The sequence below is a fragment of the Mycobacterium heckeshornense genome (genome assembly GCF_016592155.1).
GTDB lineage: Bacteria > Actinomycetota > Actinomycetes > Mycobacteriales > Mycobacteriaceae > Mycobacterium > Mycobacterium heckeshornense.
This window is the reverse complement of sequence record NZ_AP024237.1, coordinates 895,196-913,172: the sequence shown is the minus strand read 5'-3', so window position 1 is coordinate 913,172 and position 17,977 is coordinate 895,196. Positions and strand designations below refer to the sequence as shown.

Annotated in this window: 20 protein-coding genes; 8 read left to right on the top strand and 12 right to left on the bottom strand. The window is 63.9% G+C overall.

The features are described from left to right. Position 1 precedes the first annotated feature (1 nt). The 7 genes from MHEC_RS04380 to MHEC_RS04350 all read left to right on the top strand — a co-directional run bounded on the left by MHEC_RS04380 (position 2) and on the right by MHEC_RS04350 (position 5,967). A complete protein-coding gene (locus tag MHEC_RS04380) occupies positions 2-298 on the top strand; it encodes a ferredoxin (RefSeq protein ID WP_172442152.1) in 297 nt (98 codons plus the stop codon). Beyond that, positions 280-1,947: a thiolase C-terminal domain-containing protein gene (locus MHEC_RS04375; protein WP_048890093.1), complete on the top strand. Its 1,668-nt coding sequence runs from the start codon at positions 280-282 to the stop codon at positions 1,945-1,947. The genes MHEC_RS04380 and MHEC_RS04375 overlap by 19 nt, the downstream gene beginning before the upstream one ends. Further along, on the top strand, positions 1,944-2,849 hold the full coding sequence (locus MHEC_RS04370) for an alpha/beta hydrolase (RefSeq protein WP_048890094.1): 906 nt from the start codon (positions 1,944-1,946) through the stop codon (positions 2,847-2,849). The genes MHEC_RS04375 and MHEC_RS04370 overlap by 4 nt, the downstream gene beginning before the upstream one ends. Further along, on the top strand, positions 2,849-3,664 hold the full coding sequence (locus tag MHEC_RS04365; RefSeq protein WP_048890095.1) for an NAD(P)-dependent oxidoreductase: 816 nt from the start codon (positions 2,849-2,851) through the stop codon (positions 3,662-3,664). The genes MHEC_RS04370 and MHEC_RS04365 overlap by 1 nt, the downstream gene beginning before the upstream one ends. Continuing rightward, the gene (locus MHEC_RS04360) at positions 3,661-4,458 is read left to right on the top strand and encodes an NAD(P)-dependent oxidoreductase (RefSeq protein WP_071700143.1); all 798 of its coding nucleotides are present in this window, start codon (positions 3,661-3,663) and stop codon (positions 4,456-4,458) included. Before MHEC_RS04365 ends, MHEC_RS04360 begins: the two co-directional genes overlap by 4 nt. Before the next feature lie 112 nt (positions 4,459-4,570). Next, complete coding sequence (locus MHEC_RS04355; RefSeq protein WP_048890097.1) at positions 4,571-5,776, top strand: cytochrome P450; 1,206 nt, start codon at positions 4,571-4,573, stop codon at positions 5,774-5,776. Further along, positions 5,773-5,967: a ferredoxin gene (locus tag MHEC_RS04350; protein ID WP_048890098.1), complete on the top strand. Its 195-nt coding sequence runs from the start codon at positions 5,773-5,775 to the stop codon at positions 5,965-5,967. Before MHEC_RS04355 ends, MHEC_RS04350 begins: the two co-directional genes overlap by 4 nt. Before the next feature lie 467 nt (positions 5,968-6,434). Here the strand turns inward: MHEC_RS04350 and MHEC_RS04345 are convergent, their stop codons facing one another. The 12 genes from MHEC_RS04345 to MHEC_RS04290 form a co-directional block, all read right to left on the bottom strand. Further along, complete coding sequence (locus MHEC_RS04345; RefSeq protein WP_048890099.1) at positions 6,435-6,740, bottom strand: DUF1330 domain-containing protein; 306 nt, start codon at positions 6,738-6,740, stop codon at positions 6,435-6,437. Between the two features lie 13 nt (positions 6,741-6,753). After that, positions 6,754-6,948, bottom strand: a complete 195-nt coding sequence (locus MHEC_RS04340) for a ferredoxin (RefSeq protein WP_071700144.1) — start codon at positions 6,946-6,948, stop codon at positions 6,754-6,756. After that, entirely contained in the window at positions 6,945-8,198 is a 1,254-nt protein-coding gene (locus tag MHEC_RS04335; protein WP_048890178.1) for a cytochrome P450, read from the bottom strand. Before MHEC_RS04335 ends, MHEC_RS04340 begins: the two co-directional genes overlap by 4 nt. 125 nt (positions 8,199-8,323) lie before the next feature. Continuing rightward, entirely contained in the window at positions 8,324-8,830 is a 507-nt protein-coding gene (locus MHEC_RS04330) for a hypothetical protein (protein ID WP_048890179.1), read from the bottom strand. Then, positions 8,827-9,426, bottom strand: a complete 600-nt coding sequence (locus MHEC_RS04325) for a TetR/AcrR family transcriptional regulator (protein ID WP_099869199.1) — start codon at positions 9,424-9,426, stop codon at positions 8,827-8,829. The genes MHEC_RS04330 and MHEC_RS04325 overlap by 4 nt, the downstream gene beginning before the upstream one ends. Positions 9,427-9,521: 95 nt before the next feature. Then, positions 9,522-10,670 carry an acyl-CoA dehydrogenase family protein gene (locus MHEC_RS04320; protein WP_048890101.1) on the bottom strand — a complete coding sequence of 383 codons (1,149 nt, stop codon included), beginning with the start codon at positions 10,668-10,670 and terminating at the stop codon, positions 9,522-9,524. Position 10,671: 1 nt separating this feature from the next. Then, complete coding sequence (locus tag MHEC_RS04315) at positions 10,672-11,817, bottom strand: thiolase family protein (protein ID WP_048890102.1); 1,146 nt, start codon at positions 11,815-11,817, stop codon at positions 10,672-10,674. After that, positions 11,810-12,619 carry an enoyl-CoA hydratase/isomerase family protein gene (locus tag MHEC_RS04310; protein ID WP_048890103.1) on the bottom strand — a complete coding sequence of 270 codons (810 nt, stop codon included), beginning with the start codon at positions 12,617-12,619 and terminating at the stop codon, positions 11,810-11,812. The genes MHEC_RS04315 and MHEC_RS04310 overlap by 8 nt, the downstream gene beginning before the upstream one ends. Further along, entirely contained in the window at positions 12,609-13,829 is a 1,221-nt protein-coding gene (locus tag MHEC_RS04305) for a CaiB/BaiF CoA transferase family protein (RefSeq protein ID WP_048890104.1), read from the bottom strand. The genes MHEC_RS04310 and MHEC_RS04305 overlap by 11 nt, the downstream gene beginning before the upstream one ends. Then, positions 13,829-14,590: an SDR family NAD(P)-dependent oxidoreductase gene (locus MHEC_RS04300; protein ID WP_048890105.1), complete on the bottom strand. Its 762-nt coding sequence runs from the start codon at positions 14,588-14,590 to the stop codon at positions 13,829-13,831. The genes MHEC_RS04305 and MHEC_RS04300 overlap by 1 nt, the downstream gene beginning before the upstream one ends. Beyond that, on the bottom strand, positions 14,590-15,756 hold the full coding sequence (locus tag MHEC_RS04295) for an acyl-CoA dehydrogenase family protein (RefSeq protein ID WP_048890106.1): 1,167 nt from the start codon (positions 15,754-15,756) through the stop codon (positions 14,590-14,592). The genes MHEC_RS04300 and MHEC_RS04295 overlap by 1 nt, the downstream gene beginning before the upstream one ends. Positions 15,757-15,892: 136 nt before the next feature. Further along, a complete protein-coding gene (locus tag MHEC_RS04290) occupies positions 15,893-17,188 on the bottom strand; it encodes an amidohydrolase family protein (protein ID WP_048890107.1) in 1,296 nt (431 codons plus the stop codon). Positions 17,189-17,445: 257 nt separating this feature from the next. Here MHEC_RS04290 and MHEC_RS04285 point away from each other — a divergent pair, with 257 nt between their 5' ends. Next, on the top strand, positions 17,446-17,976 hold the full coding sequence (locus MHEC_RS04285; protein WP_048890108.1) for a carboxymuconolactone decarboxylase family protein: 531 nt from the start codon (positions 17,446-17,448) through the stop codon (positions 17,974-17,976). Position 17,977 lies beyond the last annotated feature (1 nt).

The following is a 17,977-nucleotide window of genomic DNA, read 5'->3' as shown; positions in this document are numbered from 1 at the left end:
CATGACGATCCGCCTGGACCGCACCATCTGCGACGGCTTCGGCATTTGCGCCAAGCATGCGCCGAAGTACTTTTCGCTCGACGACTGGGGATACGCATCGCTTACCGGGGACGGCACCGTACTCGAGGAGGATCGCGACGCGGTCATGCGGGCGCTGCTGGACTGCCCGGTGCACGCGATCATGGAGATTGGTGAACATAGACCCCACGACACCCGGCCACCGACGAGTACTCCGGAGGATCCTGCCGCAAGGCTGAAAACCGAGGCTAATGAGGCTGAGTGGGGGTTCACGCGTTGACCGGCCGCCCATTGCCGCTGCTCACGCACGACAACGAGTTTTTCTGGACTTCGGGTGCCGACGGTACGTTGCGGTTGCAGGAGTGCGTGCAGTGCCGCGCGCTGATCCATCCCCCTGCCCCCGTCTGCCGTTACTGTCGCTCACACAATCTGCGGGTGCGCGCCGTTTCCGGTCGTGCAACGTTGGCCGGCTTCACCGTCAATCACCGGTTCAGCCTGCCCGGATTGCCGGCGCCGTATGTGGTGGCACAGGTCGCGATCATCGAGGATCCGCGAGTCCGGTTGACCACCAACATTATTGACTGTGATCCCGATGAGCTGGAGCTGGGCCAGCCGGTAGAAGTGGTCTTTGAGCGGGCCGAGGATGTGTGGCTGCCGCTGTTTCGTCCGGCAGACGCTGCCATCGCCCCACTGCCGGTCGACGAGATTCCGCCGGAGCGTTTCGGCGAACATGTCAGGCCTATGCTCACCCGCGACAAGTTCGAGGACAAGGTCGCGCTCACGGGGATCGGCATGTCCGAGATCGGTCGCCGGTTGATGGTGCCCCCGCTCACCCTTACCGTGCAGGCCTGCGAAGCTGCGATCGCCGACGCCGGCTTGACCTTCGACGACATCGACGGCCTATCAACGTACCCAGGCGGAGGCAATCTCGGTGGATTCGGGGAGGGCGGGGTGACCGCGCTCGAAGCCGCACTGGGGATCCGGCCCACGTGGCACAACGGCGGCATGGAAACCTTCGGCCCGGGTGGATCGGTGATCGCCGCGATGCTCGCGGTCGCCGGCGGACTGGTGCGACATGTGCTGTGCTTCCGGACGCTGTGGGAAGCCACCTATAACGAGCTTGTGAAACAAAACAAGCAGCAAGGCCACATTCCACCCGGTGGTCGTACGACGAGCTGGCTGATGCCCTTCGGCGCCACGTCCGCCGCGCACACCTTGGCGCTCAACGCGCAGCGGCACATGCATCGGTACGGAACGACTAAGGAGACGCTGGGCTGGATCGCATTGAACCAGCGAGCAAATGCCGCACTCAATCCGACCGCGATCTATCGCGAACCGCTCACGATGGACGACTACCTGAACGCGCGGCCTATCACGACGCCCTTTGGTCTCTACGATTGCGACGTCCCCTGCGACGGGGCGATCGCCGTCATCGTCTCCGCGGTCGACGCCGCTCGCGACCTAGCCAAACCGCCGGTGTTGGTGGAGGCGGTAGGAACGCAGATAATCGAGCGGATCGACTGGGACCAAAGCACTTTGACCCACGAACCCCAGGTGCTGGGCCAGGCAGCGCACCTGTGGACGCGCACTTCGCTGACACCACAGGACGTCGACGTCGCCGAACTATACGACGGGTTCACCATGAATTGCCTGTCCTGGATCGAGGCCCTCGGCTTCTGCGGAATCGGTGAGGCTAAGGAGTTTTTGGACGGCGGTAAGAACATCGCCCGAGACGGCCTGTTGCCGCTCAATACCCACGGCGGCCAGCTCTCGCATGGCCGCACGCATGGTATGGGTCTGCTGCACGAAGCGGTGAGCCAGCTGCGCGGCGAATCCGGTGACCGTCAGGTCGCGGGCGCACGTGTCGGTGTGGTCAGCAGTGGCGGTCTCACGCCCAGCGGCGTGCTCTTATTGCGGGCCGACGCATGACGCCGCGTCCCCGGGTGGTGGTCGCCGCCGGTGTGCCGATGTCAGCACTGGTCGCCGAATCCGAGCAACCGAGGGCTGTTGTGCTGGCCCTGCACGGAGGTGGCACCACCGCAACATATTTCGACTGCCCGGGCCACCCGTCGTTGTCGTTACTGCGGCTGGGAGCGGTGTTGGGCTTTACGGTGATCGCACTCGATCGCCCGGGCTACGGCAGCTCGGGGCCATACCTGGAGGCGATGACGCATGCCGAGCAACGGGTAAACCTCGCCTATGCGGCCGTAGACCGCATTCTCGGTGAGCGGCCACGCGGAGCCGGGTTGTTCCTGATGGCGCATTCAGGCGGATGTGAGCTGGCCCTACGGATGGCCGCCGACGATCGCGGCCACCAGCTTCTCGGTATCGAATTGGCAGGAACAGGCACGCATTATCACCCCGCCAGCCGGGAAGTTCTCAAGGCGGCAACGCGGGACCACCGCCCTGCCGGCCTACGCGAGCTGTTGTGGCATCCGGAGTGGCTGTATCCATCCGAGGTGCGTAGCGGCATCACGAATTCGTCGACGGCTCCCGAATATGAGCACACCGTGGTGACGAACTGGGCCCGCCAAGACTTTCCGGCACTCGCGGCGCAGGTTCGTGTCCCGGTCCAGTTCAGTGTCGCTCAATATGAGCGGGTCTGGCGGTCTGACGAAACGGCACTGACCGCAATCGCAGCAATGTTCTCGGCATCACCGCGCTTCACTATCAATGAGCAAGCGGGTGCGGGGCACAATCTCAGCCTGGGCTACACAGCCGCCGCTTACCACTTGAAGGTTTTTTCCTTCGTCGAGGAATGCGTGGTCGCTCGGGAGATTCCTGCGGTCACGGATCCGTCGAGCGCCGATGTCGATTTGGAGGCCGGCTAATGCAGATCGGGTTCATCGGTTTAGGCAGCCAGGGCAGACCCATGGCCCGACGGATCATCGAAGCAGGCTACCCGACCACGCTGTGGGCGCGCAGGCCGGCGTCGCTCGAGCCATTCGCCGACACTGCGGCCAAGGTTGCCGGCTCACCCGCCGAACTCGCCGCGACCAGCGATCTGATCTGCATGTGCGTCGTCGGTGACGCCGACGTCGAGGAACTTGCCGATGGCGCAAACGGGCTGCTGGCCGGGGCCAAACCGGACAGCGTGATCGCGGTGCACAGCACCGTGCATCCCAACACCTGCCGCGAATTGGCGAAAAAGGCCGCGGCGCGGAGTGTCTCGATTGTCGATGCGCCGGTCAGCGGTGGCGGCGACGCCGCGGCGGAAGGTCGCCTGCTGGTGATGGTCGGTGGTGACCCCGACGTGGTCGAGCGGTGCCGGCCAGTTTTTGAAACGTACGCCGATCCGGTGGTCCACCTCGGCGACCTCGGCTCCGGACAAACCACCAAGCTGCTCAACAACCTGCTGTTCACCGCCAACCTGGCCACGGCCGCTACCACGTTGGCCCTCGGACAGGCGTTGGGCGTCTCCCCCGAAGGCCTCACAGAAGTCGTTTCTCGTGGTAGCGGAAACAGTTTCGCGCTCAGCGCCCTTGGGGGTGTCGGGGGTCTCGACCGGCTGGCCGGTTATGCGGGGTCGCTGCTGCAGAAGGACGTGCGGCTGGTTGCCGACCTGGCCGAGCGAGCGTCTGCCCCACCCGGCGCTGTGCTCGACGCCGCTGACGCGGCCCTGTCCTTGATGAAACACCCGCGGTGAGAATCGGCTTCGTCGGTGCGGGACGGATGGGACGCCCCATGGTGGCGCGCCTGATCGAAGCGGGCCACGACGTGCGCGCTCTGGGCCGCTCGGCCGAAAAGCGAGCCGGAGTAGCAGGATTGGGCGCCACTGCGGTAGCCGACGTCTGCGCGGTAGCCGCCGCAGCCGACGTCGTCGCGGTATGCGTGTTTACCGACGACCAAGTCCGACAAGTCTGCCTGGACAGCGGCCTGCTCACGGCCATGACCTCCGGTTCGGCCCTGGTCGTGCACACCACCGCAAGTCCTGCCACCGTCGAGGCGATCGCCGCCCGCGCCGCAGCCCACGGCGTCGCCGTCGCCGATGCGCCGGTCAGTGGGAGCCCGCTCGACGCGGCGGCCGGCAAACTCACGCTGTTCGTGGGCGGCGACGACGAGACCGTGGCCCGCCTGCAGCCGACATTGGGCTGTTACGGCGATCCTGTCGTGCATGTCGGGCCGACGGGCGCAGGTCAGAAGGTGAAGCTGGTCAACAACGCGCTGTTCGCCGCTCAACTCGGGCTGCTCGCCGCAGGCGCGCAGTTGGGTAAGCGGCTCGGCGTCCCGGAGCCTACGCTGCTGGCGGCCCTCTCCCATGGCAGCGCGGCAAGCCGGGTGCTGAACATGGTCGCGGCACACGGCTCCGTCGCGTCGTTCATCGCAACCGTGCGGGAATTCGTCGGCAAGGACGTCGCCGTAGCCCGAACGATCGCCAGCGAACTCGGCAGCGGCCTCGGCTTGCTCGATGCCGTGATCGAAGCCGCGATGAAGGGCTGACATCCGGCCAGGCTTCCATTCCGGTCCGGGCGCCAACGCGCTACTGTTAACGTTACAGTCCGCCATTGCGCTGTAACGGCCCAGGCTGCATGTCGCCGCTGAGGAGGAGTCAGTGACCAAGCCCAAAGTCGTCTTCGATCCGTTCTCCGAGGAATTCTTCAACAGCCCGTACGAGACGTATCGGCGGATGCAGGAGGAAGCGCCTGTCTACTACAGCGAGGAGTACGACTTCTACGCATTGACTCGCCACGAGGATGTGGCCGCGGGGCTGAAGGATTTCGAGACGTATTCGTCGGCTTACGGCATCGACCTGTCGATGGTGCGGTCCGGACAACGGACACCGCAGAAGTCGATCATCTTTATGGATCCTCCTGAACATCGGCACATGCGTAGCCTGCTCAACAAGGTATTCACACCGCGCGCCATCCAGTCTCAGCGGCAGATGGTCACCGAGAAGATCGACAAGTACCTCGCCGCAGTTGATCCGGATCGGTTCGATGTGGTGCAGGATTTTTCCGGCCCCTTTCCGGTAGAGGTCATTACGACGATGCTGGGAGTACCGGAGGAGCACGCGCAGCAGATCCGCCACTGGATTGACGAGTCACTGACCCGGGAACCCGGGCAGGTCGAAGTCGGCGAGGCGGGTATGCAGGCCAACATCAACACCGCGATGCTGTACTACGAACTCGTGACGCAACGGCGCGCCAATCCGCGTGATGACTTGCTCACCAAGCTCATCGAATCCGAACTCGAATGCGAGAACGGGGAGAAGCGGAAGCTCGACGACCTTGAGATCGCTGGATTTGCAACACTATTGGGCGGCGCTGGGGCCGAGACCGTCACCAAGTTGGTCGGTAATGCGCCGGTGGTTTTCGCGCGCAACCCCGATCAGTGGCAGAAGCTGCTCGACGACCGCAGCAAGATCCCGGCGGCGGTCGAAGAACTATTGCGCTACGAAGCGCCTTCCCAATATCAAGTCCGCTGCTCGGTGAAAGAGGTCCAGCTGCACGGTGTCACGATTCCGGCCGGAAAGCCGGTATTCCTCATCAACGGCGCAGCCAACCGCGACCCTGAGGTGTGGACCGACCCCGACAAGTTCGACATCGACCGCGACCGATCGGAAGCGCAGAACTTGGGTTTTGGTTACGGGATTCACAGCTGCCTCGGCGCGGCACTTGCGCGGATGGAGAGCGCGATCGCGCTGGAGAAGCTGCTCGACTTCATGCCCCGCTACGAGGTGGACTGGGAGGGTTGCCAGCGCGTTCACATGCAAAATGTTGCGGGTTGGCAGAACGTACCGGTGAAGGTGTTGCGATGAAGAAAGTGGAAGTCGATTTCGGTCTTTGCGAAAGCAACGGCGTGTGCATGGGCATCATTCCCGAGGTGTTCCACCTGGGCGACGACGACATGCTGACCGTGCTTCAGCCGGAAGTGACTCCCGAAAACGAGGAGTTAGTGCGCGAGGCCGTGCGCCAGTGTCCGCGCCAGGCTATCTCGATCAAGGAGTAGACGGCTGGCGCAGCGATTTGCCCGATTCTTGCCTTGTGCCGAATAGCAACTGCGTTATGTCCGTTCCCGCCCGTACGGTAAGCGGTCGTGCGATCATTCGTGAGTGGGGCGTCGACAACAGCAAACATCGGTGCGGCTCGTTTTGGGCCGTGCGCGCCGCGAGTAAGAAGCGATAGGTGGGTTGACGGCTTCGAAATCGCTCGCCGCAATGACGAGAACTGTTGTGGCCATGGCACTTATTGGAATGGCGGCGACGGGTGCGATTTTCCCGGCGAACGCGGCGCGCGGCGTCGCGGGCATGCAGGGTATTGTCGCTCCTCTCGATGATCCCGACCCTGGGGTTCCCACCGGTCTGGCGGATCCCCTATGCGTCACCATGCCTGGCGACGCGGTGTGCGCGGGAGGCCCGTTCGCCCCGCCAGCACCGCCGGTGATGGCCGACACTCAACGCATGATCAGCTACGCTGCTAGCCAGCCGTTGTCGGGTTGTCAAAACCGGAGATGATGACCGCGTTGCAGTCGGCGGCCGCCTGCCGCAACTTGGCCGCGTTTTGATAGGCCTCGGATTCATACCACTTGCGAGCTGCCTCGACCGAGTCGAACTCGAGGACAACAGTCTGGTCACCGTGCCAATGACCTTCGAGTACTTGGGGCGAGGTGTCCACTGCCAGAATGTTGACACCGCCCATCGCTGCACCTGCCGCTTGACCATAGGCCTTCATGCCCTCGGGGTCTTTGATGGCTTCGGTCAAAATAATGTAGCCCTTGGCCAACGGATCTCCTTGTCTACACGCTGCTTTCGCTGATAGCTTGCTCGGGGCAGTCGGTGATTGCCTGCCGAGCCGCCGACTCTAGTCCGGCAGGGACTTCGGGCACCTGGACTTCCGAGTAACCATCGTCGTTGAGTTGGAACACCTCAGGGCACAACGTGATACACACGCCATGACCACGACAACGCTGATCGTCGACCGTCACTTTCATGCCAAGTCGAACTCCAGGTGCAGCTCTGTCAAGCCGCGCAAAATATATGTCGGAACGTAGTGGTAGTGGCGGTTGTCCGCCGGTCCGTGTAGCCGCTCGCAGATCCTGATATCGGCGGTACGGTCCAGGAGTCGTTCAATGCCGACCCTGGTCTCCGCTCGTGCTAGTGGCGCGCCAGGGCAGGTGTGGATTCCCCGCCCGAACGCTAAGTGCTGCCTGGCGTTCTTGCGAGCCGGATCGAACCTGTCGGGCTCCTCGAAACGACGAGGGTCACGATTCGCAGCCCCTTGCAAGACCATTACCGTTGTGCCGGCGGGCATGTCGACACCGCCCACCGCAGTGGGAACGCGAGAGAGGCGGAAGTCGCCCTTGACCGGGCTCTCGAGGCGCAGCGTCTCTTCGATGAAATTCGGGATGCGGCTACGGTCTTTGCGGAGCAAATGCTGGACGTCGGGGTTTTCGGCCATGATCTTCAACGCGCTGCCCAGCAGACGCACCGTGGTCTCCTGACCAGCGGAGAACACATTGGTCGCCACGCGCACGACGTCGGCAACATCAGGAATGGAGCCGTCCGGGAACGTCGCGGTTGCCAGCCCGGTCAGCACATCATCACGGGGTTCGCGGCGGCGATCCTCGATATAGGTCGCGAACCGGCCGTAGATGAATTCCAGCGGGCTGTGCGCCAGGGATTCTCCTTCCGTGCTGCCCAAGCCCCCGCCCACATTGCGGTGCAGATTCTGGACGAAGTCGTCGCGATCGGCGTCGGGCACGCCAAGCAGATCGGCGATCACGAACAGCGTGAACGGAGCGGCAAAGCCCCTGATGAACTCGCCCTGACCGCCAACCAAGAAGTCATCCAGCACGCGGTCGGCGAGCATCCACATCGCGTCCTCGTTTTCTTTGAGACGCTTGGGAGTGATCAGCCTCATCAACAGCGCGCGATGGTTGGTATGGGTCGGCGGATCCAGCGTGGGCAGCTGGTCGCTGAACGGCAACTCGTCGCGATGCTGCTCGATCAACTCGGTGACGTCGTCGCCCTCAAGCGGCACCGGGAAGCCGGGAAATGGCCCGGTCACCGAGATGCACGACGAGAACGTCTCGGCGTCGTTGAACACCGCGACCGCCTCGTCCCAACCGGTCACCATCATCACGTCGTGATGCGGTTCGCGCACCACCGGACACTGCCGGCGCAAGGCCTCGAAGTAGGGGTACGGATTCTCGACGAGCCGCTCGTCGCGGAAGAAATCCATCGCGGTCAAGTCAGTCACTATCCGCTACTCCGTCCGACAATCTCGATAAACGAGAATCCGCCTCTCACTGGTGAGTATTAGATTTCCATAGCAGCTGTTCGGCGTCAATGTGATGGTCTGTCGCGTCAGCCCGCGGGCACGAGGTCGGCCGCCACCGAAGGGCGCGCCATGACCCCGGTTCGGAAGATCTCGGTCGCGCCGACGATCGCCACCGGAACGGCTGCGGCTGCGAGGGCGTGAGCTTTGAACGCCCGCGCAGCGGCGCTGAGCTCATGCTGCACCAGGCCGACAGTGCCGTCGAGCTCGGCCGGCCAGGGGTCCCCCCACAACGTGACTTCGGTTACGCCCTGGTCGAGCGCCTGCAGCACACCCTGCCGGACCCGAGGGTCACACCCGCAGAGATCTGCGGCAGCAGCCAACGTCTGGGGACGCGGCCAGTGGTCCGCGGACGCCAACGCGTACTCCAGGTCAACTGTCCGCGCGCCGAGGATCCGCAACGGCCGGTCATCGGGATGGTCGGTGAGCAGGACGGTGACGTCCCAGCCTGCCATCGCCCGGTCGAACAACCAGCCGCCCGCGCACATCACCACGTCGACGACGCTGGCGCCGACCACATCGAGCCGGTACCTTATCTCCGGTTCCGCGGTGCGAACTCGCGGGCCAGCGACTCCGCGTACCCCTTGAACACCGCGGTCAGTGGTATCGATGGATCGAGCAACCATGTGGTTTCCATTCCGTTGATGAAGGCGAGGATTTCGACTGCCTTTACGGTGGGATCAATATCCGCGCGATACTGGCCCGAGTCCTGTCCACGGCGGATGAGCTCGGCGACAATGTCAAGCGCGTCGCGATACCGGGTCAGCAAACGATCGTGCAGCGGAGCCTCTGGAAGAAGGTTTTCTACCAGCAGCACCGTGAACGCACCCATCAGTTCGGGTGTCCGGTCGAACCGCTCGGGCACCCGCGCGATTTCCGCGATGAGATCGCCGGCTCGATCCGCATGAGCGTCGTCGTCGGCGTCACGGATGTCGAGCACCGCGTGCAGTAGCTGCTCTTTGGATTGAAAGTGGTGCAGCAGACCGGCCGGGCTGACCCCGGCCTCCCGGGCAATCTGCGCCAACGTCGTGTTCCGCCACCCATTGCGGGTCAGCAGCCGCTGGGCGACCTCAAGAATCCGCTGTCTACGGTCCTCGCCCTTCGCCAGCAGCGTCGCGTACGGCCGTGTCACCGGACTCCTTTGGCCCAACCAACCTAGTAAACACACAGTAAGTTGGTTGACCGCGCTGTGACAAGGGTCTCAAACGGGCATTTTTCCGACGACGCTCACAATCCGAGCGACTTGGCGATGATCACCTTCATCACTTCGCTCGTTCCGGCATAGATACGGGCCACTCGGGCATCGGTGTACAGCCGGGCGATCGGGTACTCCATCATGTAGCCGTAGCCGCCGAACAGCTGCAGACATCGGTCGACGACCCGTCCTTGCATCTCGGTGCAAAACAACTTCACCTTTGCCGCATCCGAGCCCGACAGAGTGCCGGCCACCAATTCCATTACCGCACGATCGACCATGGTCTGGGCGGCCTCGATCTCGGCTGCCATGGCGGCCAGCTCAAACTTCGTGTTTTGAAACGAGGCCACAGGTGTGCCGAATGCCTTGCGCTGCTTGACGTAATCGATGGTAAGGTCCACGGCCGCGCGAGCCTGCGCCACCGAGCCGACGGCCACCGTCATTCGCTCCTGGGGCAGGTTGTGGCCGAGGTACTCGAACGCCTTTCCCTCATCGCCGAGCCGGTTGGCGACCGGTACCCGCACGTCGGTAAAGGACAGCTCGGCGGTGTCTTGCACCTTGCAGCCCATTTTGTCCAGTGCGCGGCCCTTGACGAAGCCCGGCATGCCGTCCTCCACCACCAGCAGCGTCAGCCCGCGTCGACGGTCATCCGGATCCGTCGACGTGCGCGCCACCACAATGACGAGGTCGGCCAGCAATCCTCCGGTGATGAACGTCTTAGCACCGTTGACGACGTACTCGTCGCCGTCCCGCACCGCAGTGGTGCGGATGCCCGCAAGATCCGAGCCGGTGCCGGGCTCGGTCATGGCGATCGCCGTCAGCAGGGTGCCGGCGGCCAACCCGGGAAACCAGCGCTGTCGTTGTTCGTCGTTTGCGTAGTGCAGGAAGTAGGGCAGGATCACCTCGAGCTGGGTGCGCACGGTTCCCGTCGTCACCAGAGCGCGAGCCGCCTCCTCCTGCAGGACGACGTTGTAGCGGTAGTCGGGAAGGCCTGCCCCGCCGTATTCCTCGGGGATCGCCATGCCCAACATCCCCAGCGATCCAAGCTTTTCGAAGACCTCGCGCGGCATCCGACCGGCTTTCTCCCACTCGGCATAGTGCGGTTCGATCTCTTTTTCGATGAAATCGCGGGCCAGCTGCCGAAACGCCTCATGGTCCTCGGTAAACAGTTCTCGCCGCATGTCAGGCCACAAGTTCCACCAGGGTGGCGTTGGCGGTGCCACCGCCTTCACACATGGTTTGCAAGCCGTAGCGAATCCCATTGTCGCGCATGTGATAAACCATGCGTGTCATCAACAGCGCGCCGGATGCGCCGAGCGGGTGGCCCAGCGCGATCGCGCCACCCAGCGGATTAAGCCGGTCCGGGTCGGCGCCGGTTTCGGCCAACCACGCCAGCGGCACCGGCGCAAAAGCCTCGTTCACCTCGAACACCCCCACGTCGGCCAGCGAGACCCCGGCCTTCCGCAGCACCTTCTCGGTGGCCGGGATCGGACCGGTGAGCATGAGCACCGGATCGGCACCGGTGACCGCGCCGGCGCGGTAGCGCACGATCGGCGTCAGACCGATGTCGAGCGCGATAGAAGGCGTCGTCACCAGCAGCGCCGCCGCCCCGTCGGAAATCTGCGAAGAGTTACCCGCGTGGATCACGCCGTCTTCGACGAAAGCCGGTTTCAGCGTGGCGAGTTTTTCGACCGAGGTGCCGCGCCGCACTCCCTCGTCGGCGGTGACAGGCTCCCGGTCGACCCACACCGGGACGATCTGGGCGTCGAACGCGCCGCTGTCCTGGGCGGCGGCGGCCCGCTCGTGTGACAGCACCGAGTACTCGTCGAGCTGAGTGCGGGAAAATCCCCATTTCTTGGCGATCATCTCGGCGGACAGGCCCTGGTTGAACGAAAAACCGTGATAGCGCTCAAGGACTTTGGGGCCGTAGGGCATCCCGGTGGCCCGGGCGGCACCGAGCGGAACCCGGCTCATCACCTCCACGCCGCCCGCCACCACGACATCCTGTTGTCCCGACATCACCGCATGCACCGCGAAGTCGAGGGCCTGCTGGCTGGAGCCGCACGCCCGGTTGATCGTCGTGCCCGGTATCGTCTCGGGCCATCCGGCTGCCAGCACCGCGTAGCGGCCGATGTTGCTGGACTGATCGCCGACCTGGGACACACACCCCCAGATCACATCGTCGATGAGCTGCGGATCGATCCCGGCACGGTCGACCAATTCCCTGAGCACAACCGCCGACAGGTCGGCGGCGTGCATGGTCGACAGCGCCCCGTTTCGTTTGCCAACCGGCGTGCGCACCGCCTCGACGATCACCGCTTCACGCATCGTTTCGCTCCGATCTGGGCACCGCCCATCGACCTGTGAACGACGGCTCGCGTTTCTCGGCGAACGCCGAGTAAGCCTCCGCCGCGTCCGCCGTCGCGAAGTTCACCACCTGGGCGCGGGCTTCGTTGGCCAGCGCCTCGCGCAGTGTCCGATCCGCGCCTTCATTCAGCAACGCCTTGCTCTGGGCAAGCGCGATCGCCGGGCCACCGGCCAACCGCCCGGCGAGCTCGGTGACGAACTCGTCGATCTCCGCGCCGGACACCACCCAGGTCACCAGGTTCAGGGCTTGAGCCTCCTTCGCATCGATAGTTTCGGCCAGTAGAGTAAGCCGCTTCGCCTGTTGCAAGCCGACCAGCTTCGGCAACAGCCAGGAGCCGCCGAGATCCAGAGATAAGCCTCGCTTGGAAAAGATTTGGGAGAACGTGGACTCCGGCGTCGCCACCACCAGATCACAGCCGAGCGCGAGGTTCCAGCCGGCGCCGACAGCGACTCCGGTCACCTTGGCTATGGTCGGCACCGGGAGTTCGTGCAGCGCCAACGCCACGTCGGTGAGGCGGCGCAGCTTGTGCATCGGGTGCGCGTCGTCGGCGGCTGCGATGTCCGCGCCGGAGCAGAACGCCCCGCCGGCTCCCGTGATGACCAGCACCCGCACATCGCGGTCGTCGGCGGCGGCCAGCAGCGCATCACGTAACGCGATCCACAAGTCACGGTTGATCGCGTTTTTGCGGTGCGGACGGTTCAGCGTCAGCGTCCGCACGCCGTCGCGGTCCTCGCAGAGAAGCACGCGCTGGTCAGTCGGCATAGGCAGGCCCGATGACGCCTTGTTGCCGCAGCGTGCTGATCTCCTCGGTGGTCAGACCGAAATCCGCGAGCACCGAGTCGGTGTGCTGGCCGAGCCCGGGCACCGCGCCCATGGGTGGCTGGTAACCGGAAATCACCGGGGGCGGCAGCAGCGCGCGGATCGGTCCGGCGGGTGTGTCCACCTGACGCCAGCGGTCGCGCGCGCTCAGCTGCGGATGCGCCAGCACCTCGCTGGGCAGGTTGTAGCGGGCGTTGCCGATGCCGGCGGCATCGGCCGTTTTCTGCACGTGTTCGAGGTCATGCTGGGCACACCAATCCCCGATCACCTCGTCCAGGAGCTCACGGTTGGCGACCCGGCCAGCGTTGCTGGAAAACCGCTCGTCGTCGGCGAGATCCGGCCGCTGCAGTATTTCACGCGAGAGCCGTTGCCATTCTTGGTCATTCGTCGTACCTAACACTACCGTGTGGCCGTCGGCGGTACGGTAAGCCCCGTAAGGTGCCACTGCCGGTGAGCTCATGCCCAGCGGCTCCTGGTCGACGCCGGAATGCTGGGTGTAGGTAAGGGGATACCCCATCAAGTCGGTCATGGTGTCGAACAGGCTGACGCTGACCGCTCTGCCCGCGCCGTCGCCATTGCCGCCGCGGTCTCGCGAATACAGCAGGGCCAGGATCGACAACGCCGAATACAGCCCAGTGCTGATGTCGGCTATCGGCGGTCCCGGCTTGGCCGGTGCGCCGGGATAGCCGGTGACCGCACACGCGCCGGATTCCGCCTGTGCCAGCAGATCGTAGGCACGCTTGTGGGAAAGCGGACCACCCGCACCGTAACCGTCGATTTCGACGGCGATTACCTTCGGGTGCCGCCCAGCGAGATCCGCCGGCGAGATCCCCAGCCGGGCCGTGGAGCCCGGGGCGAGGTTGGAGACCAGTACGTCGGCGCGGTCAAGCAGGCGGTGCAAGATGTCCAGTCCTGCTGATGTTTTCAGATCCAGAGTGACCGACTCTTTGCCGCGGTTAGCCCAAACAAAATGTGCCCCAAGCCCGTTGACGACATCGTCGTAGTACCGGGCGAAATCTCCACCCTTGGGATTTTCAACTTTGATGACCCGGGCGCCGAAATCGGCCAAGACGCGGGTGCAGATCGGGGCGGATACCGCCTGTTCCAAGGCGACCACGGTGACGCCGGCCAGCGGTGCCCGCGACTGGGCCATCACATCACCATGCCGCCGTCGACCGGCAGCACCTGACCCGTGATATACGACGCAGCATCAGAGGCGAGAAAGACGAAGGCTCCGGCAATCTCATCCGGTTCGGCCCAGCGCCGCAGTGGTATCCGCGCCATCATGGTGGCGGCAAATTTCTCGTTGGTGCGGATTGTCTCGGTCATCGGCGTCGCCGCCAGCGGGGCCAGCGCATTGACCAAAATGTTCTTACGCGCCAACTCGCGGGCCAGCGACTTGGTGAATCCGATAATCCCGGCCTTGGCCGCCGAATAGTTCACCTGACCGAGTGTCCCGGTGATGCCGGCCGATGAGGTCACGTTGATAATCCGGCCGGTGCCGTCGGTGGGCAGAAATTCCAATGCAGCCTGGGTGCAGTGGAAAGCACCCAGCACGTGCACGTCGAGTAGCTCGCGGAAGGTGTGGTCGGTCAGGTCGGGAAACATTGCCGGTGCGGTCACCCCGGCGTTGTTGACCAGGATGTGCAGCACTCCTTCGGTGAGCCCGGCGGCGCGTGCTGCAGCCGCGTCCGCCTGCGCCCGGTCACGGACGTCGAGCACCACGCTGTCGGCTTTGCCGCCGTGAGCGCAAATGCGTTCGGCCACAGCAGAAGCTGCGTCGGCGTTCACATCGGTTACCAGCACCGCAGCGCCGGCGGCCGCCAAGGCCTCCGCCACCGCGGCACCGATACCGCTGCCTGCACCGGTGACCATCGCCGATCTCCCGGTGAGATCGAACAACGGGTTGGCCATCAATAACTCCTCGGCAGTTTCAAGGTGTGCGACCCCAGATAGTTCAGAATCATCTCTTGACTGATCGGCGCGATCTTCATGAGTCGGGCCTCACGGAAGTAGCGGGCCACGTTGTATTCCTCCGCATAACCCATACCGCCGTGGGTTTGCAAAGCCCGGTCGGCAGCGGTGAATCCCGCATCAGCGCATAGGTATTTCGCGGTGTTGGCCTCGCGGCCGCAGGGCTTGCCGTTGTCGTAGAGCCAGGTGGCCTTGCGCAACATCAATTCGGCCGCATCCAGGCGGGCAAGCGAGTCTGCTAGCGGAAACTGGATACCCTGGTTCATGCCGATCGGACGCCCGAAGACCTCACGCTCATTGGCGTATTTGACCGCCTTATCCAGCGCGACGCGACCGATGCCGAGCGCTTCGGCGGCGATGAGCATCCGTTCGGGGTTCAAGCCGTCGAGGATGTACTGAAATCCCTTGCCTTCCTCGCCGACTCGATCTTCGACCGGAATCTCGAGGTTGTCGATGAACAACTCGTTGGACGAGACGGCGTTGCGGCCCATCTTGGGAATCGGCCGGATGTCGATGCGGCTGTGGTCGAGGTCGGTGAGGAACAGGGTCATCCCGTCGGTCTTCTTGGCCACGTCGTCGTAGCTCTGCGTCCGGGTCAGCAGCAGAATCTTCTCGGATTCCATCGCCTTGGAAATCCACACCTTCCGGCCGTTGACCACATAGTGATCCCCGGCGCGCTTGGCAAATGTAGTGATGCGCGACGTGTCCAGTCCCGCACCCGGTTCGGTCACTCCAAAGCAGACGTGCAGATCGCCGGTGGCGACCCGGGGCAATGTGCGGCGCTTGAGTTCCTCGGAGCCGTGCACCACCACCGGTTGCATACCGAAGATCGACAGGTGAATTGCGCTGGCGGCGTTCATCCCGCCCCCGGATTTTGCGACCTCTTCGGCCAGCAGGGTGGCTTCGGTGATCCCGAGGCCATGACCGCCGTATTCGACCGGAATCGTCATCCCCAGCCACCCGCCGTCGGCGATGGCGCGATAAAACTCGGACGGAAACTCGTGCGCTTGGTCTTTTTCCATCCAGTAGTGGTCATCGAACTTCTGCGCGAGCTGCGCCACCGACCGCCGGATCAGTTCCTGGTCTTCGGTCAGCTCGAAGTTCATTCCACCGCCGGGCACTGTTAAGTCTCCTCTGGTCAGTTCATGTGCCGAGATTGCAGTGGTGGTCGTGAATCGGCGAAAATCACAACCCTGAACGCAATCTCGCCGGAGCTCACCCGAACAAAGCCCGGTGGGCGCCTCAGTCTTTGTTGCCGGTCAATGCTTTCGCGGTGGCTGCGAAGTCCGCGAACGACGAGCCCGACCTGTCTTTGTGGTGACTGAGAGCACGAATCGAAACGTCATGCCCCTCAGCGGCTTTGCGCAGCGCCCCAACCGTAGCCTGCTCACGGGAGATGTGGCTGAAGGGGTCGAACGAGTACCAGCGCATGGCGTTCTGGTGGGTCATCTTGTTGATGTCGTCGTCGGGCACGTTGTTCTCGGCGAGGACGTCCCATAGCTCCTCCGGCGCCCCCGGCCACATCGAGTCGCTGTGCGGGTAGTCAGCCTCCCAAGCGATGTTGTCGATGCCGATCATGTCACGCAGCTTGACGCCCACCGGATCGCTGATGAAGCAGGTCAGGAAGTGTTCGCGGAAGACCTCGGACGGCAGCTTGCCGCCGAAGTTCTGGTGGGTCCACGTCGAATGCATCTCGAACGTACGGTCCACCCGTTCGAGGAAGTACGGGATCCAGCCGGTCCCGCCCTCCGACAGCGCGATCTTCAGGTCCGGGTATTCCTTGATCGGCCGCGACCACAGCAGATCCGCGGCGGCCTGCACGATGTTCATCGGCTGCAGTGTGATCATCACGTCCATCGGCGCGTCGGGTGCGGTGATCGCCAACCGGCCCGATGACCCGATGTGCACGTTCATTACGGTGTTGGTGTCGCACAGCGCCTTCCACAGCGGGTTCCAGTACGGATCGTGGAAGCTCGGGTAACCCATCGCCGCCGGGTTCTCGGTGAAGGTCAGCGCGTGCACCCCTTTCTTGGCGACGCGCCGCACCTCCTGGGCGCACGCCTCGGCATCCCAGATCACCGGCAACGCCATGGGAATGAACCGGGCGGGGTAGGCCCCGCACCATTCTTCGATGTGCCAGTCGTTGTAGGCCTGCACCAACGCCACCGAAAATTCGGGGTCCTCGGTGGCGAACAGCCGCCCGGCGAAGCCCGGGAATGAGGGGAAGCAAATCGAGGCGAGGATGCCGCCGGCGTTCATGTCCTTGACCCGCTCGTCGACGTTGTAACAGCCGGGCCGGATCTCATCGAGCCCCTGCGGCTCCAACCCGTACTCCTCCTTGGGGCGGCCGGCCACGGCATTGAGCGCCACGTTCGGGATCACCGTGTCGCGGAACTGCCAGGTGTCCGAGCCGTCCGGGTTGTGCACCAGCCGGGGCGCGTCGTCGAGGTATTTCTTCGGCAGATGGTTCTTGAACATGTCCGGCGGCTCGACCGTGTGATCATCGACGCTGATCAGGATCATGTCGTCTTTGTTCATCGCCGTTCCTTAAGTTCGTAGTTGCGTCCGCTGCCTCAAGCTTCCGCCTGTGGTTCACTACCTTTGAAAACTATCTTCTCGTAAGACGAGAATCAACATCTGCCAGCTCCTATTGCCCGGCGTGCGCCGTGCTGCGCGGGTGGCCGGAGTCGCCGAAGTTCCACGTCGCAGCCGGGATTGACCTAGTGATCGAATCGTGCAAGTCTATTAGTTAGAAATGAGAATATGATTCTCTGTATCTGAGAGGGGACCGCTTGATGCGCCTGGAACCGCTGCCGGCCGACCAGTGGGACGAGACTGTGCAGCGATCGCTCGCCGACATGCTGCCGGCGGACCGGCGCAATCCGCGCGACGCCGGCAACCTTCTGGCCACCCTGGCCCGCCATCCGGAGCTGGCGCGCGCGTTCCTTCGCTTCGGCGGGTACCTGCTGACCAGGTCGACGCTGCCGCCACGGGTCAGAGAGCAGGTCATCCTTCGGGTCGCGCACCGGCGCGGCTGCGCCTACGAGTGGTCTCACCACGTGGCACTCGGCAAACGGGTGGGGTTGTCCGATGACGACATCGCCGCGACACGCTCCGGTGCGGCGCCCGATGAATTCGACCGGGCAGTGCTGCTCGCGGTCGATCAACTCGACGAGAAAACCAACCTGTCCGATTCAACCTGGGCCACGCTGTGCGAGCGGCTCGATGAGCGGCAGCGGATGGACTTGATTTTCACGATCGGCGGCTACACCGCACTGGCGATGGCCCTGAACACTTTCGGCGTCGAAGTGGAGCAAGAAAGGTAAC

Bases quoted from the DNA above. Each gene is read 5' to 3' on its own strand.
- MHEC_RS04315 (WP_048890102.1), bottom strand. From the start codon at position 11,817: ATGCGTGAAGCGGTGATCGTCGAGGCGGTGCGCACGCCGGTTGGCAAA.
- MHEC_RS04370 (WP_048890094.1), top strand. From the start codon at position 1,944: ATGACGCCGCGTCCCCGGGTGGTGGTCGCCGCCGGTGTGCCGATGTCA.
- MHEC_RS04320 (WP_048890101.1), bottom strand. From the start codon at position 10,670: ATGCGGCGAGAACTGTTTACCGAGGACCATGAGGCGTTTCGGCAGCTG.
- MHEC_RS04305 (WP_048890104.1), bottom strand. From the start codon at position 13,829: ATGGCCCAGTCGCGGGCACCGCTGGCCGGCGTCACCGTGGTCGCCTTG.
- MHEC_RS04290 (WP_048890107.1), bottom strand. From the start codon at position 17,188: ATGAACAAAGACGACATGATCCTGATCAGCGTCGATGATCACACGGTC.
- MHEC_RS04380 (WP_172442152.1), top strand. From the start codon at position 2: ATGACGATCCGCCTGGACCGCACCATCTGCGACGGCTTCGGCATTTGC.
- MHEC_RS04300 (WP_048890105.1), bottom strand. From the start codon at position 14,590: ATGGCCAACCCGTTGTTCGATCTCACCGGGAGATCGGCGATGGTCACC.
- MHEC_RS04295 (WP_048890106.1), bottom strand. From the start codon at position 15,756: ATGAACTTCGAGCTGACCGAAGACCAGGAACTGATCCGGCGGTCGGTG.
- MHEC_RS04335 (WP_048890178.1), bottom strand. From the start codon at position 8,198: ATGGATTTCTTCCGCGACGAGCGGCTCGTCGAGAATCCGTACCCCTAC.
- MHEC_RS04340 (WP_071700144.1), bottom strand. From the start codon at position 6,948: ATGAAAGTGACGGTCGACGATCAGCGTTGTCGTGGTCATGGCGTGTGT.
- MHEC_RS04285 (WP_048890108.1), top strand. From the start codon at position 17,446: ATGCGCCTGGAACCGCTGCCGGCCGACCAGTGGGACGAGACTGTGCAG.
- MHEC_RS04310 (WP_048890103.1), bottom strand. From the start codon at position 12,619: ATGCCGACTGACCAGCGCGTGCTTCTCTGCGAGGACCGCGACGGCGTG.
- MHEC_RS04365 (WP_048890095.1), top strand. From the start codon at position 2,849: ATGCAGATCGGGTTCATCGGTTTAGGCAGCCAGGGCAGACCCATGGCC.
- MHEC_RS04350 (WP_048890098.1), top strand. From the start codon at position 5,773: ATGAAGAAAGTGGAAGTCGATTTCGGTCTTTGCGAAAGCAACGGCGTG.